The sequence below is a fragment of the Pantoea sp. CTOTU50773 genome (assembly GCF_032082325.1).
Lineage (GTDB): Bacteria > Pseudomonadota > Gammaproteobacteria > Enterobacterales > Enterobacteriaceae > Pantoea > Pantoea communis.
The window spans coordinates 1-13,899 of record NZ_DAMDQC010000113.1; the positions used below are offsets into that span (position 1 = coordinate 1).

Genomic DNA, 13,899 nt, shown 5'->3' on the forward strand with positions numbered 1-13,899 from the left:
ACAAAGTGCGGACTGGTAAGGGCAATGCCCTGCCCGCTGACCGCCGCCTCTAAGGCCAGTGCAGTCTGGTTAAAACGCAAATGATGCTGATGGTGTAGCCTGTTGTGCGGGAAAAGATAAGAGAGAAACACTGGCCAAAGATGGTGCCCGTCATGCAGCAAAGCATAGCGCTCAAAGCTATCCCGAACCTGCGGATCGCCCAACCCAGCCAATAAATCCGGACTCACCACTGCCAATACGCTTTGACTGAACAGCAGCGTGGCATCCAGCCCTGCCCCAAACGGAGGACGTCCATAACGCACCGCCAGATCAACCCCTTCGTGATGAAACTGCACCAATCTTTCTGAGGCCAGTACACGAAGGTCAATATCCGGCCACGCGGTGGTAAAGGCCGGTAAGCGAGGCAGCATCCAGCGGCTGGCAAAAGTCGGCGTGACACTCAAGGTCAGATGATCCGGTTCGGGTCGCAAAGCACGTGTGGCCTCATCGATCAATTCAAACGCCTGACGGACACTTACCGCATAACCTGCACCCGCTGCGGTTAACGCCAAAGTCCGCGGCAGCCGTTCGAACAGTTTCAGCCCCAGGCTGCTCTCCAGCCCACGAATTTGCTGTGCCACCGCGCCCTGAGTGACGCCAAGCTCTTCAGCAGCGAGGCGAAAATTGAGATGACGCGTCACCGCTTCGAATACTTTCAACGCATTAAGCGGCGGTAGCGTGGGAAACCCCTGACCCATCCTGTAGTTTTCCTATCGTCAATTGCGAATCAGACTGACTCTCTGCAACCGAATTTAGCCCCTATACTGCAATAAATCGACTTTTAATCTTAAAAAGGATACGAATTATGACAGTAGAAAAAGTCGCAGTGATTGTGGCAGGCGGTAGCGGCATGGGTGCCGCAGCAGCAGAAAAACTGGCAGCGGATGGCTATAAGGTTGCGATCCTTTCCTCTTCTGGCAAAGGGGAAGCGCTGGCTGACCGATTAGGCGGATTAGGTATCACCGGATCCAACCAGTCAGTGGATGACTTACAAAAACTGTTTGAAGCCACGATGGCTCGCTGGGGTCGCATTGATGTGCTGGTCAACAGTGCCGGACATGGGCCGCGCGCGCCGATTCTTGAACTGAGTGATAATGACTGGCAGGTTGGTATGGAAACCTATTTCCTGAACGTGGTGCGAGCCGCGCGCCTGGTCACCCCGATTATGCAAAAACAGGGCGGTGGCAGCATTATCAACATCTCATCCGCCTGGACGTTTGAACCCACCGATATGTTCCCGACCTCAGCCGTGTTCCGCGCCGGACTCGCCTCATTCACCAAAATTTTCGCGGATACTTACGCAGTTGATAACATTCGTATCAACAATGTGTTGCCGGGCTGGATCGACAGCTTGCCAAAAAACGATGCTCGTCAGGATAGCGTACCGCTCAAGCGCTACGGCACCGCAGCAGAAGTCGCCGCCACCATCGCGTTCCTCGCCTCACCCGGCGCGGCCTACATCACCGCTCAGAACATTCGTGTTGATGGAGGCGTCACCCACAGCGTGTAAAACCGTTGTCTCCAGCCGCGTGAAGTTCCATTCTTCGCGGCTGGAGGCCCCTCTCCCACTTTCGTCCCTCGCACAAACAAGACTGGTCTCGTCGATCGTTGTGTAAGAAATAGTCAGAATATTCCTATCCGCAGCCAGACCTTTCTGAACGCAGCCACTCTATATCCGATTAAACATTCTGACCCGAGGTTTCTATGCAAACGATTTTACGTGCGCGCATCAATGCGCTTATCAATCCTGAACGCCATCAGATCTGGCAGTGGATGCTGGCAGGCTGTGCGATGTTTTGGATTGTGGCGGTGATTGCCGTGATGGGCATTCGTTAAATTAATGTGCCTGTAGTCTCCCGGTTAATTGCTCAGGGGGCAGCAGTTCAAATGCCCTTTTCATCACCCTCGCTTCTTCTGCCGGGCTGCGACCAAACAGGCGTTTAAACTCGCGATTAAACTGGGAATCACTTTCATATCCCACTCGCGCTGCCGCACCGGCAGCGGTCAGATTATCGCGAATCATCATCAAACGAGCCTGATGCAAACGTAGCGATTTAAGGTATTGAATCGGAGACGTTTGCGTCACCGTTTTAAAATGCAGATGGAAACGCGGCACGCTCATCCCCGCTTCGTTCGCCAGGTGCGGTACATCCAATGGCTGCTGCCAGTCAGCATGAATACGCTGCAGTGCACGGGCAATGCGGCCAAAATGGCCCTGATAGGTCAGCGCCGCGCGCACCGCCCCGCCTTGTTCGCCCATCAATATACGAAAGCAGACCTCCTCTACGCGCGCGGGTCCCAGCACTTTAGCCTCCAGTGGATCACTGAGCGCCTCCAGTAATCGCAACGTGCTTTCTGCCAGCACATCATTAATCGGCGTAGAGATAATCCCTGCTGGTGGTACCGTGACCGCCGTCTCAGCTTCGGCAAGTTGTGCCACTAACCGCGCGATCATCGTAGCATCCAGACGGATTGCTATCCCCAGCAGTGGCTCTTCAGAAGTTGCTTCAGTTTCGGCGGAAAAGGGCAACGGCACTGACAGCACCAGATAATGCTGTGCGTCATAGCGATACATTTTATCGGCGAGAAAGGCGCGCTTCGATCCCTGGCAAATAATGATGATGCTGGGCTCATACAGCACCGGCGTGCGCGCCCACTGTTGGTCCGCACGCATAAAGCGCACGCTCTCCAGTAAGGATTCGGTATAGCCTTCCTGACGTGCCAACTGACGTAACAGGTGGCAGGTTTGCTGTTTTACCGTGTTCGGCATAGATAGCGTTCCAGAGAGAGGTTCAGGCAAAGCATAGCCATTTCATTCAGTGATGCACAATGGCGGCGAGAGAATCAGGCAAATATTCGCCACAATCCGGTCTGTTGCGCCCGGCTGACTTTTTCAACAATAGCCTCGTCAATTACACGAGGAACTCACCATGAACTTCAACCAAAAAGTTATTTTGTTAACCGGTGCCAGCAGCGGGATCGGTGAAGGCATTGCCCGTCATCTGGCCGAGCAAGGGCATAAACTGGTGCTGGGTGCGCGCCGTACCGATCGACTGGCAAGCTTGTGCGATGAATTACACCGTGAAGGTGCCAGCGTGGATTATCTCGCAACAGATGTCACACAGCGCAGTGATACGCAAAAGCTGGCGGATTTCGCACTGGAGAAATACGGACGCATTGATGCGATGATCAACAACGCTGGCGTTATGCCACTCTCGCCGATGAGTTCAATGAAAGTTGAGGAGTGGGATTTGATGCTGGACGTCAACGTTCGCGGCGTGTTGTACGGGATCGCTGCGGTGCTGCCCACCATGCAGGCACAGCGCATGGGGCATATTATTAATATCGCTTCTGTAGGAGCGTTAACGGTTTCCCCCACCGCCGCCGTTTACTGCGCCACCAAATATGCGGTTCGCGCCATTTCCGATGGTTTGCGCCAGGAATCGCGTGAGCTGCGCGTCACGGTAATCAACCCCGGGGTGGTGGAATCTGAACTGGCAGACAGCATCAGCGACAACGTGGCGCGCGAGGCGATGAAAAGCTATCGACAGATTGCACTCAAGCCCGAGGCTATCGCCAGGGCGGTAAGCTGGGCCATCGATCAGCCTGGCGAAGTCGACGTTAACGAAATCACCGTGCGCCCTACTGCCAGTGGGTATTGAGGTAAAATATCCCTGGCGATTTCAGGCTGAAATTCGCAGAAATCGCTGTGGTGTTTCACCCATCAAACGGCGGAACATCGAGATAAAGGCGCTGGGGCTTTGGTAGCCAAGTTGGTTGGCGGTGCGCAAAACCGTCTGCCCTTGCGCCAATTGCACCAGTGCCTCTGAGAGACGTAACTGCTGGCGCCATTGAGTAAAGGTGATACCGGTTTGCTGGCGGAACAAGCGGGCCAGCGTGCGCGAACTGGCGCCGACGCGCTGGCCCCACTCTTCCAGCGTATCGCCGCTGGCCGGGGTCGCCAGTAGCTGCTGGCAAATGTTGAGTAAACGGCGGTCGCTGGGCAACGGCAGATTACACACCGGACCGTCCGAAGCACGGCGGATCTCATCCAGTAACAGCGGTGAAATCAGATCTACACGCGCGAGGTCGGGCTGCGGTTGCAACTCGATCTCCACCAGCGTTTGCATCAACACCTGTAATAGCGGCGAGATCAACATGCTACGCGCCTGCGGCCAAAACGCCCGCGCCAGTTTGGGATCGAGATACAAACTCGCACTGCGGATATCGCTCAGCGCGGTCAACGCGTGCGGTACACTGCCTGGCAGCCAAAGCGCACGACCGGGTGTCAATGTCCAGGAAGCGGTTTGCGTCTGCACGCGCATCACACCCTGCAAACAGAGCACCAGTTGCGCCACTTCATGCGCGTGCCAGCGCTCTTCACGACCAGCCTGATAATGCATTTCGCGCGTGGCGAGTAATGGCAGTGCTGGCGTCATTTCCGCCGCAAGTGGTTTCTGCAACACCCTTTCACCCAATCCCGTTAAATTGCCGATTGATGTCTGCTCTGCGTTATTTGCAATTGAGAAGGTGCAAACCCGCCAGCAGGACGCTATCAAATAAGATAGTAATGATTATCATTTGTATCACTATTTGGGGCCATTGGAACATATCGGGGAAAATAAATGCCGGGTCATTGCACCTTTAAGCGCAAGCCACTGAGCGTATTGCTGCTGATGCTGATCAGCAGCACATCAGGTTGGGCTGCTGATAATAATAACAATTCGAACGCCACACTCACCGTGACAGCCAATAGTGTCGATAGCGATAGCGCAGATGCCGACAGCTGGAATCAGGTGGCGAAGAAAGCAGATTCTGTCACAAAAAGCACGCGGCCGATTATCGAAACGCCACAAAGCATCTCGGTGATCACCCAGGCGCAAATGGCTTCGCAGGCGGCATCGAATGTGCCACAAGCACTGCGTTACAACGCGGGAATTGGTGCCGAAGGCGGCGGTGCTGATTATCGTTTTGACGACATCTATATCCGTGGTTTTGCCGCCGATGAATACCTGGATGGCTTACGCCTGCCAACGGTGACTTACTGGTCGCGTCCGAATTACGACACTTTCCTGCTGGATCGCGTTGAGGTGGTCAAAGGCCCGAGTTCAGTGACATTCGGCCAGGCGAGTCCCGGCGGCGTGATTAATCTGATGAGTAAGCGCCCGACCGCGGAGCCCATTCACCAGATTTTTGTCAGCACCGGCAGTCATAATCTGTTCGAAACGGGACTCGATCTCTCTGGCGCACTGGATAACGATGAACACTGGCTGGGCCGCATCACCGGGACCTGGACGCGTAATGACACGCAAGTCGATTACACCAAATACAAGCATTACGATATCGCGCCAGCGTTGACCTGGCAGCCGAATGACGACACGCGCCTGACGTTACTTGGCCAATTCCGCAAAGATCCTTACACCGGTTTTTACAATCAGCTGCCACTGGAAGGCAGCCTTGTAAAACTTGCGCAGGGCAATTTCTCTGACAAATTCTACGGCGGTCAGCCCGGCTTCGACTATTACCGTCGTGAGCAGGCCAGCATCGGCTATGACTTCATGCACAAGTTCGATGACGTCTGGAGCCTACATCAAAACCTGCGCTATCTGCATACCAGCAGCGATTATCAGATGGTCTATCCCACCGCGACCATCACCGATGGATCAGCCACGGTGAGTCGCGACAGCATGCGGGTGATCGAGTCATTTAACGCCTTTGATGTGGATACCAACCTGCAAGGCAATCTCGATACCGGCGCCATCAATCACGCGCTGACGTTGGGTGTCGATTTTGTGCATGACGATTTGCGGCAGAACAGCGGTTACGGCAGCGCGTCAGATATCAGCTATCTCAATCCGGACTACAGTACCCCAGTAGAATCGCCATCGATCGATTATCACAGTCGCTCTTTCATGACCCAGCAAGGTATCTATCTGCAGGACAGCATGAAGTGGAACAACTGGGTGCTAAATCTGGGTGGCCGTTATGACAAAGCGCAAACGCGAAGCCAGAACTGGGTCAGTGGCACGCGCACTGAGCTGAATGATTACGCCACCACCGGCCGTGCCGGTTTGCTGTATCACTTTGATAACGGTATTGCGCCTTACATCAGCTACGGTACGTCGTTCCAGCCGCAGGCGGGTACCTCGTTTGGCGGCGATCCGTTTAAACCGACCAAAGGCAAACAGTCGGAAGTCGGGATTAAGTATCAGCCAAACGGCTTTAATGCGCTGTTCAGTGCGGCCCTGTATGACCTGCGCCAAGCCAACGTGTTGACCGCCGATCCGGATCACGCCAACTACTCGGTACAGACCGGCGAAATTCGTTCACAGGGATTAGAACTGGAAGCGAAAGCCAATATCACATCTCGCTGGCTGGTGAATGCCTCTTATGCACTGACCAACCCGAAAGTGTTGTCAGCCAATGATGATACGCAAGGTAAGCAACCGGTATCGATTGCCCGCCAGACTGCTGCGCTCTGGACCGAATATGCTCTGCCGGGTGTATTGGATGGCCTGACGAATGGCGGCGGCGGTCGATACGTGGGCACCAGCTATGCCACCAGCGACAACAGCCTGAAAGTGCCGGCTGCGATGATCTACGACGCGATGATGCGCTATCGCTGGCAGGATTGGCAGCTTGGTCTGAATCTGCAAAACCTGACCGATAAACAGTACCTCAGCAACTGTAACGATCTGGGTTGTCACTTTGGCTTACGCCGTCAATTGATCGCCACGGTGAGTTATCAGTGGTAATCCGACGTCGAACACTGATTAAGGGCGCGCTGGCAGGCGCGGCCCTTTTTTCGTTTCCGCTGCAGGCAAAAACGACGCCGCGCTGGGTGATCCTCGATTGGGGGATCACCGAAATGGCTCTGCTGTTGGGCATCACGCCGGTTGGCATTGCCGCCCCCGACTGGTATCGCCGCCTGTTTAGCCAGCCTCCGCTTCCCGAGCAGGTCGCCGACGTGGGTTTGTTATTTCAACCCAATTACGAAACCTTGTTTGAATTGCGACCTGACACATTGCTAGTCACGCCAGCACACCGTATGGCTGAAGCACAACTATCCCGCATTGCCCCGTTATCCTACTTTTCGACAAGTGGCCCCCATCCGTGGCAACAGGCGCAGCAGAATCTGCATGCGCTGGCACAGCTGGCCGGTCTCCGCACACGCGCTGACCAAGTCATGGCAGGTTTGCTGCAACGCCTGGAAAAAGCGCGACAGCAAGCCGTTCACTTCAAAGACAAAACCATCTATTTACAGCATCCACTGGATACCCTGCATGTGCTGGCTTTGGGCGCGGGAAGTCTGTTTACTGACGTGCTGGGTTTACTTGACCTGCCCCACCACACGCCGTTTGCGGTGGGCGCTCAGGGCTATGCCACGCTGGAACTGGAGCAACTCACGCAGTTGCCGCCCGGCTGGCTGGCGCTGCTGCCTTCCTGGCCGGAAATTGATCTCAACCCCGTATTGCAATCTCCGTTGTGGCATACCCTGACGCGATCGGATGGGCATCGGTTGCTGGAGTTACCGGATGGACTTTCAACGGGAGGAGGCGTGCTCACCGCCGTGCGTTTCGCCGAAGCGCTGGTCAAGGCGTTAAACGAGGCAAATCCATGAATCGCCATCCCGCCTCACTGACGCTTTTACTGTTTGCAGTTGCGCTGATGCTATGTCTTGAGCAGCTGGCGCACCAATTGCCGTGGCACGATGCCTGGCAAGCGCTGCACCACACCGCAATGCCCACGCTGGCACAACAGGTCTTCACGCTGATATGGTTACCTCGTCAGGGTATGGCGATTTTATGTGGTCTGGCGTTGGGCTTTACCGGCGTGGTAATGCAGCAGGCGCTGCGCAATCCGTTAGCCGAACCGATGACGCTGGGCATTGCTTCCGGCGCAACCTTAGCGCTTTCCCTCACCACCTTGATGGCACCTGCATGGCTGCTGCTGGGGCGAGAATGGATTGCGCTCAGTGGAGCGATCGTCGCCTTTGCGCTGGTCTTTCTGCTTAGTGTACGTCAGGGGTTTACCCCGCTGGCGTTAACGCTCGCGGGTATGCTGGTGAACCTGTATTGCGGTGCCGCCAATCTGCTGTTGTCGATCATTTACGATCGTTCGCTGTCCGCCGTGTTTATCTGGGGTAGCGGCTCTCTCGCGCAAGAGAATGCACACGCATTGGGATGGCTATTGCCGCGCGTACTGATCGCTGCCATTCCCGTGCTGCTGATCATGCGTCCTTTACGCCTGCTGGCGCTGGATGAACGGGTTGCTCACTCAATCGGTTTGCCTGCTGGATGGGTGCGAGGGATTGCGATAAGTTCCGCGTTGCTGATAAGCAGCCTGGTGATCAGTGTGGTGGGCGTCATCGGTTTTATCGCGCTTGCTGCGCCACACCTGGCCGCACTGGCGGGCGCGAAAAGCCTGCGCCAGAAGCTTCTCTGGTCACCGCTGCTGGCCGCCGGTTTACTGTGGCTCACCGATCAGTGGGTCAGTCGCCTCAATGGTATTGATGGCTTGCTGCTCCCCACCGGCATGATGACCGCGCTGGCAGGTGCGCCGCTGTTACTGTGGTTTTTGCCGCGCCTGCGCCATCTTTTTCAGCCCGATGTGAACGAGCCTCAACCTGCTCCCTGCCCGGCGCGACGCTTTACACGCCTGCCGGTACTTGCTCTCTTTGTGGTAATGCTGGTTGTCGCGCTTGCCTTTGCTCATGGGGTCAACGGCTGCCGCTGGAACTCCTTTGCTGAGATTCAGGTGATGTTGCCATTTCGTCTGCCACGCTTACTGGCCGCCATCGCCGCCGGCGTGCTGCTGGCAGCTGCGGGCGTTATTTTGCAACGCATCAGCCGCAATCCGATGGCCAGCCCAGAGTTGCTCGGCATCGGTGCCGGTGCCTCATTGGGTATTACGGTGCAACTGTTACTTTGGCCGATGGCAGCGATGCCGGTGATGATTGCCAGTAGTGCGGCAGGTGCGCTGATCACACTGGGGATAACGTTGTGGCAGGCGCGCCACTATGCCCTAAATCCACAACGCATGTTGCTGAGCGGTCTGGCCATTACTGCACTGTTCCAGTCGGTTGCCGCCATTGTTATCAGCAACAACGGTATGGCCGCTGCGATGCTGCGCCAGCTGATGACCGGATCCACCTATTACGTCAGCACACCCATCGCCATGATAGCTTTCACCCTGGCCCTGTTACTGCTGGCACTCACTCCCCTGCTGCGGCGAGCGATGTTGCTTTTGCCACTGCAGGGAATTCCCTCCTCGCTTGGGCTGAACGTGACTCAATCCCGGTTATTGCTGATGCTGCTGGCTGCCGCGATGACCGGCGTTGCCACCTTAATTGTTGGGCCGCTGTCATTTATCGGCTTACTTGGCCCGCAACTGGCCCGCCAGCTGGGCGCGCGTAAACCCATGGAACAGATGCTGTTTGCCGCCGTGATCGCCGCCATTTTAATGATGCTGGCTGATTGGGCCGGCAGCAACCTGCTGTATCCACGGCAAATTCCTGCGGGCCTGATGGCAACCCTGATGGGCGGACCATGGCTGGCATTGCTGCTGTGGCGGCCGTTGGATAGCACAAACTCATAGGAGATGAGGTGTCGATTTATTTGATGTTACTGCGCACCACCGGTGTGCTGTTTTTTGTCGCGCTGGCCTGCAGCGTGATCGGTGGTTTGAGCAACGCGGCGCTGCTGGCACTCATCAATCAGGGATTGAGCGCCACGGAGGCACAGCGCTGGCAACTGGCGTGGCAGTTCGCCCTGCTGGCGCTGCTGATGCTGGGCACGCGCACCCTGAGTCAGTCCCTGTTTATGGCAATGGGTCAGCGCTGCAAAGCCGAGTTGCGCCGCAAGCTGGTCCAGCAGGTAGCGGATGCCGGTTATGCCGATCTTGAACAGCACGGCATGCCGCGTGCCCTCAGCGTTTTGACGCAGGACCTCGACCAGGTGGTGGTGTTCTTTATTGCCTTGCCGGGTTTTGTCATGTCGCTGGCGGTGATTATCGGCTGCATGGGCTATCTCGGTTATCTGTCGCTGACCGTGATGATGATTGCGCTTATCACAGTGTTGATAGGCTCACTCGGCTACAGTGGCGTGCATCGGCGCGCCTTACAACTGATGCGCCAGTCACGTCAGCGTGAAGAGACGCTGACTGGTGAGGTGAGCGCGCTGTTCAGCGGCGCGAAAGAACTGCGCTTACACGCCCCGCGCAAACAGGCGTTTTTGCATAACAAACTTTTCAATACCATCGAGCAGGTGCGCGTGGAACGTACGCGCGGTTACGTGCTGTATGCTCTGGCCAACATTTGGGCCAGCGTCTTCTTTTTTGCTTTTATTGGCGTGGTGATGTTTTTACTCGCCAACATGCTGGATTTACACGGCGCGGTGATGTCTGGTTTCGCGATGGTGTTTCTTTATATGATCTTGCCGATTGAGACAGCGCTCGCCGCCCTGCCCGGCCTGACACTCACGCAGGTTGCACTCAAACGCACTCAAGCCATGCAGCAGCAGCTGCCACCTGAGCAAACAACCTTTGGTGCACCGCCGCTCAGTCTCCATCAGCTGGCACTGCGCGACATCACCTATCAGCATGAGGCATTTCAGCTCGGCCCACTCTCATTGCAGTTTCGTCCCGGTGAGTTGGTGTATCTGACGGGCGGCAACGGTAGCGGTAAAACCACGCTGGCTCGACTGCTTACCGGCTTATATCAGGCGGATAGTGGTCAACTGCTGCTGGACGGTGAAGTCATCAATGAGAGCAACCGCGCCGGTTATCGTCAGCTGTTTTCTGCCGTGTTTAATGATTTTCATCTGTTTGAGGATTTGCAAGGCATCGACAGCACACGCTGGAATGACGAAGCGCACGCCCTGCTGGATGCCCTGCAATTAACCCGAAAAGTCACGCTGGTGGAGGGCACTTTCTCGACGCTGGCGCTCTCCACCGGACAGCGTAAGCGCCTGGCGCTGCTGGTGGCCTGGCTGGAAGACCGCCCGTTCTATCTGTTTGATGAATGGGCAGCCGATCAGGATCCGACGTTTCGCGAGGTGTTTTACCACCAACTGCTCCCCGGGCTGAAAGCACGAGGGAAAACCGTTCTGGTGATCACCCATGACGATCGCTATTTCCACCTCGCCGATCGCTGTTTGAAGCTGGAGCTGGGCCAGTTAGTTAGCGCTTGAGCCTGGCGGCGGCAGCTTCTGTGGCCTCGCGGCGGCGAGCAATAAAGTCATGCATCTGGTTTTGCGCCTGCGCCAGTCGTTCCGGCGAGGCGCTGCGTGGTGAACCTGCATGAAACGGTGGCGCGGGATCGTACTCCATCTGCAGTTGAATGTTTTCCGCCACGTCGCGGCCAAACAGTTCTTCAGCCACAGTGAGTGCAAAATCGATACCTGACGTAACACCCGCGCCGGTAATCCGATTACGATCGCGCACCACACGTTCGGCTACCGGCGTGGCACCCAGCAGGCTGAGCTGATCCAATGACCCCCAATGCGAAGTGGCACGATATCCCTGCAACAAACCGGCGGCCCCCAGCACCAGTGAACCGGTACATACCGATGTCACCCATTGGGCTTGTTCGGCCTTTTGCCGCACAAAATCCAGCGTCTCTTCATCCTCCATCAGCGCAATTTGTCCCGGACCGCCAGGAATGCAGATTAGATCGAGGGGCGGACACTCAGAAAACGTTGTCGTCGGCACGATGGCTAAACCACGATCGGACATCACCGGTTGTCGGTCTTTCCAGATAAGAAAGTTACTCACGCCGGGCATGCGAGCAAAGACTTCCCACGGGCCAGTGAGATCGAGTTGAGTGAGATGCGGGAACAGCAGCAGACCAATATTGAACGGCGAAGAGGCGGCCATGATAGGCTCCGATAAGGGGTCAGAGCGTTATCATGGCCTTGATACGAAAAGGATTGCAACGGGTTAATTCATCAGCGGTTTTGCCACCGGTGCTTTCACGCCATCAGCCAGCGCGAACAAAGCTTCGACACGGGCTTTCTCTTTGTCGTCAACTGGGATCAGCAAGCCACACACCACAAACACCGCCACGTTACCCGCCAGGCCAACGATGCCGCTGGTCAGCGAGCCAAGCGCCGGGATGTCATCCGGGAAGAACACGGTGAGCACGATAGCGATAATAATCCCGGTCATCATGCCCAGTAGCGCACCCTGTTTGTTACCAAAGCGGCTAAAGATACCAAAGAACAACGGCACCGCCAGCTGAATAATCCCCTGATAGGAGATCTGCGCCAGCAGCTGCAAACGGGAATAGTTGAAGGTGAAGTAGGCCAACAGCGCGGCAGCGACAATAAATACCACCATGCCCGACTTCGCCAGCACCGTCAGTTGACGATCGCTACGCGGTTTATTCCAGGTCGCCAGATCGTTGGCAAACTGCGTACCACATACCTGCACGCATCCATCAACGTGACCAATACTGGCAGCAAGAACAATCACCAGCGCCAGTGCCAGTAACCACGGACCGCCCTGATCAAACAGCGCCGTGAAGAAGCCATTTTGTGGATTGGCCTGCACGTTAGGATCCTGACTGACCGCCGTGGCGAACAGCATCAGGATGGCGTAAAAACCGCCCACCAGCAGAATCGTCAGCAAAGTGCCTTTCTTGACGGCACGGATGCCGCTGGCGGTATAAATGCGCTGGAAGCTCATCGGCCAGCACATTGACCCAATCACACCGGTGAAAATCAGGCTGAACATATACCAGGGACCATAGTGCGAACCCTCCGCGCCCGGAATCTGCAGCATTGCGGGTGGTAACGTTGCCAGTTGGCCGAAGCCATGATCGCCACCAAACAACAGCACCACGCACACCAGCGCACCCAACCCATAGGCGATGATGCCTTGATACATATCCGTCATGATCAACCCACGCATGCCCATGCTGACGGTCCAGTACTGACGCACCAGAATCAGCAACACGCCAGCAATCAGGCAGGTGGTGACACCCCAACGGCCAAAACTGGCAAATTCCACCAACAACGCCAGTGCCTGTATCCCCATCACCACCCACGGGAAGACGCAGATGATGCCGATAATCGACGCCACTCGCTTCACCGCCGGGCTGTTGAAACGCATGCCGAGCAGATCGGGTTGTGTCGTCAGATTGAAGTGCTGGCCCCATTTCCACGCGCGGCGCGCCATCAGATACATGGCTGTCACGCCGAGCGTTGAGTAGACCGCGCCATAGAAGCCGATCACTCCGCTCACCGATAGTGAGAAGAAAGCGGTAAAAGTCGCTCCCGGCCACCACGAGTTGGTATAGCTCATGGCGATATACCACGGCCCATACGATCGGCCGCCGACGGCGTAATCAGAAAAGGAGGTGCTTTTACGGTTGGTGGCATACAGCACGGCAATCATGATCGCCAGAAACAGGCCAATCATGCCAAAGGTAATTAAATAATGGGGTTCTGCTGCAGTGATTTTCATGCGACTTCCTCATCATCCGGAATTTCACCAAACGCGCATTCCGCCAGATACATAACCCATAATCCCACACCCAGGAATACCGCAATCGCGAGCCAATAAACGATCGGCAGAGGTATCCCCAGTAATAACGCACTACTTCCGCTGACGCTTAAATAAAGCGGTGGGCAAAGTGCCAGCAGTAATAATGCCAACAGGTATAGGGCGAAGATTTTATTTTTAATACTTATGCGGGCGCGTAATTGCTGCGCCATGACCATCGAACTCATAATAACCTCCTCAATATTAATTGACGGTGTGCGCACTCCTTTACCTGCTGAATATCAGCATTTCCCCTTTGGTGTAACCTCAACATCAGACAGCAAAGAGCGCTGTCCGAAAATACGACGGACGGATAAT

Annotated in this window: 13 protein-coding genes; 7 read left to right on the plus strand and 6 right to left on the minus strand. The window is 55.8% G+C overall.

The features are described from left to right. Positions 1–737: LysR substrate-binding domain-containing protein (locus tag RT340_RS16345; RefSeq protein WP_313377149.1), on the minus strand; the 737-nt coding region annotated here is incomplete at its 3' end. Between the two features lie 107 nt (positions 738–844). Between RT340_RS16345 and RT340_RS16350 the strand changes: the two genes are divergently transcribed. Beyond that, positions 845–1,549 carry an SDR family oxidoreductase gene (locus RT340_RS16350; protein ID WP_313377151.1) on the plus strand — a complete coding sequence of 235 codons (705 nt, stop codon included), beginning with the start codon at positions 845–847 and terminating at the stop codon, positions 1,547–1,549. 194 nt (positions 1,550–1,743) lie between these two features. Beyond that, a complete protein-coding gene (locus tag RT340_RS16355) occupies positions 1,744–1,875 on the plus strand; it encodes a hypothetical protein (protein ID WP_255253246.1) in 132 nt (43 codons plus the stop codon). Position 1,876: 1 nt separating this feature from the next. Here RT340_RS16355 and RT340_RS16360 read toward each other — a convergent pair whose 3' ends face one another. Beyond that, entirely contained in the window at positions 1,877–2,809 is a 933-nt protein-coding gene (locus RT340_RS16360; RefSeq protein ID WP_313377154.1) for an AraC family transcriptional regulator, read from the minus strand. A gap of 160 nt (positions 2,810–2,969) precedes the next feature. Here RT340_RS16360 and RT340_RS16365 point away from each other — a divergent pair, with 160 nt between their 5' ends. After that, the gene (locus RT340_RS16365) at positions 2,970–3,701 is read left to right on the plus strand and encodes an SDR family oxidoreductase (protein WP_313377156.1); all 732 of its coding nucleotides are present in this window, start codon (positions 2,970–2,972) and stop codon (positions 3,699–3,701) included. Between the two features lie 21 nt (positions 3,702–3,722). Here RT340_RS16365 and RT340_RS16370 read toward each other — a convergent pair whose 3' ends face one another. Then, complete coding sequence (locus tag RT340_RS16370) at positions 3,723–4,505, minus strand: helix-turn-helix transcriptional regulator (protein ID WP_313377158.1); 783 nt, start codon at positions 4,503–4,505, stop codon at positions 3,723–3,725. A 159-nt stretch (positions 4,506–4,664) separates the two neighbouring features. Here RT340_RS16370 and RT340_RS16375 point away from each other — a divergent pair, with 159 nt between their 5' ends. From RT340_RS16375 to RT340_RS16390, 4 genes are read left to right on the plus strand one after another with little or no spacing between them, the layout of a single operon-like run. Then, positions 4,665–6,794, plus strand: coding sequence for a TonB-dependent siderophore receptor (locus RT340_RS16375; protein ID WP_313377160.1), 2,130 nt, complete (start codon positions 4,665–4,667; stop codon positions 6,792–6,794). Next, on the plus strand, positions 6,788–7,660 hold the full coding sequence (locus RT340_RS16380) for an ABC transporter substrate-binding protein (RefSeq protein WP_313377162.1): 873 nt from the start codon (positions 6,788–6,790) through the stop codon (positions 7,658–7,660). The genes RT340_RS16375 and RT340_RS16380 overlap by 7 nt, the downstream gene beginning before the upstream one ends. Beyond that, positions 7,657–9,636 carry a Fe(3+)-hydroxamate ABC transporter permease FhuB gene (fhuB, locus tag RT340_RS16385; protein WP_313377164.1) on the plus strand — a complete coding sequence of 660 codons (1,980 nt, stop codon included), beginning with the start codon at positions 7,657–7,659 and terminating at the stop codon, positions 9,634–9,636. Before RT340_RS16380 ends, fhuB begins: the two co-directional genes overlap by 4 nt. A gap of 8 nt (positions 9,637–9,644) precedes the next feature. Further along, positions 9,645–11,228 carry a cyclic peptide export ABC transporter gene (locus RT340_RS16390; protein ID WP_313377166.1) on the plus strand — a complete coding sequence of 528 codons (1,584 nt, stop codon included), beginning with the start codon at positions 9,645–9,647 and terminating at the stop codon, positions 11,226–11,228. Here the strand turns inward: RT340_RS16390 and RT340_RS16395 are convergent. From RT340_RS16395 to RT340_RS16405, 3 genes are all read right to left on the minus strand, one after another. Then, a complete protein-coding gene (locus RT340_RS16395; protein ID WP_283216132.1) occupies positions 11,218–11,913 on the minus strand; it encodes a DJ-1/PfpI family protein in 696 nt (231 codons plus the stop codon). The genes RT340_RS16390 and RT340_RS16395 overlap by 11 nt on opposite strands. A gap of 63 nt (positions 11,914–11,976) precedes the next feature. Continuing rightward, entirely contained in the window at positions 11,977–13,503 is a 1,527-nt protein-coding gene (locus RT340_RS16400) for a sodium:solute symporter (RefSeq protein WP_034822301.1), read from the minus strand. Further along, positions 13,500–13,754 (minus strand): hypothetical protein, encoded by a 255-nt coding sequence (locus tag RT340_RS16405; protein WP_313377169.1) that lies wholly within the window; start codon positions 13,752–13,754, stop codon positions 13,500–13,502. The genes RT340_RS16400 and RT340_RS16405 overlap by 4 nt, the downstream gene beginning before the upstream one ends. Positions 13,755–13,899 lie beyond the last annotated feature (145 nt).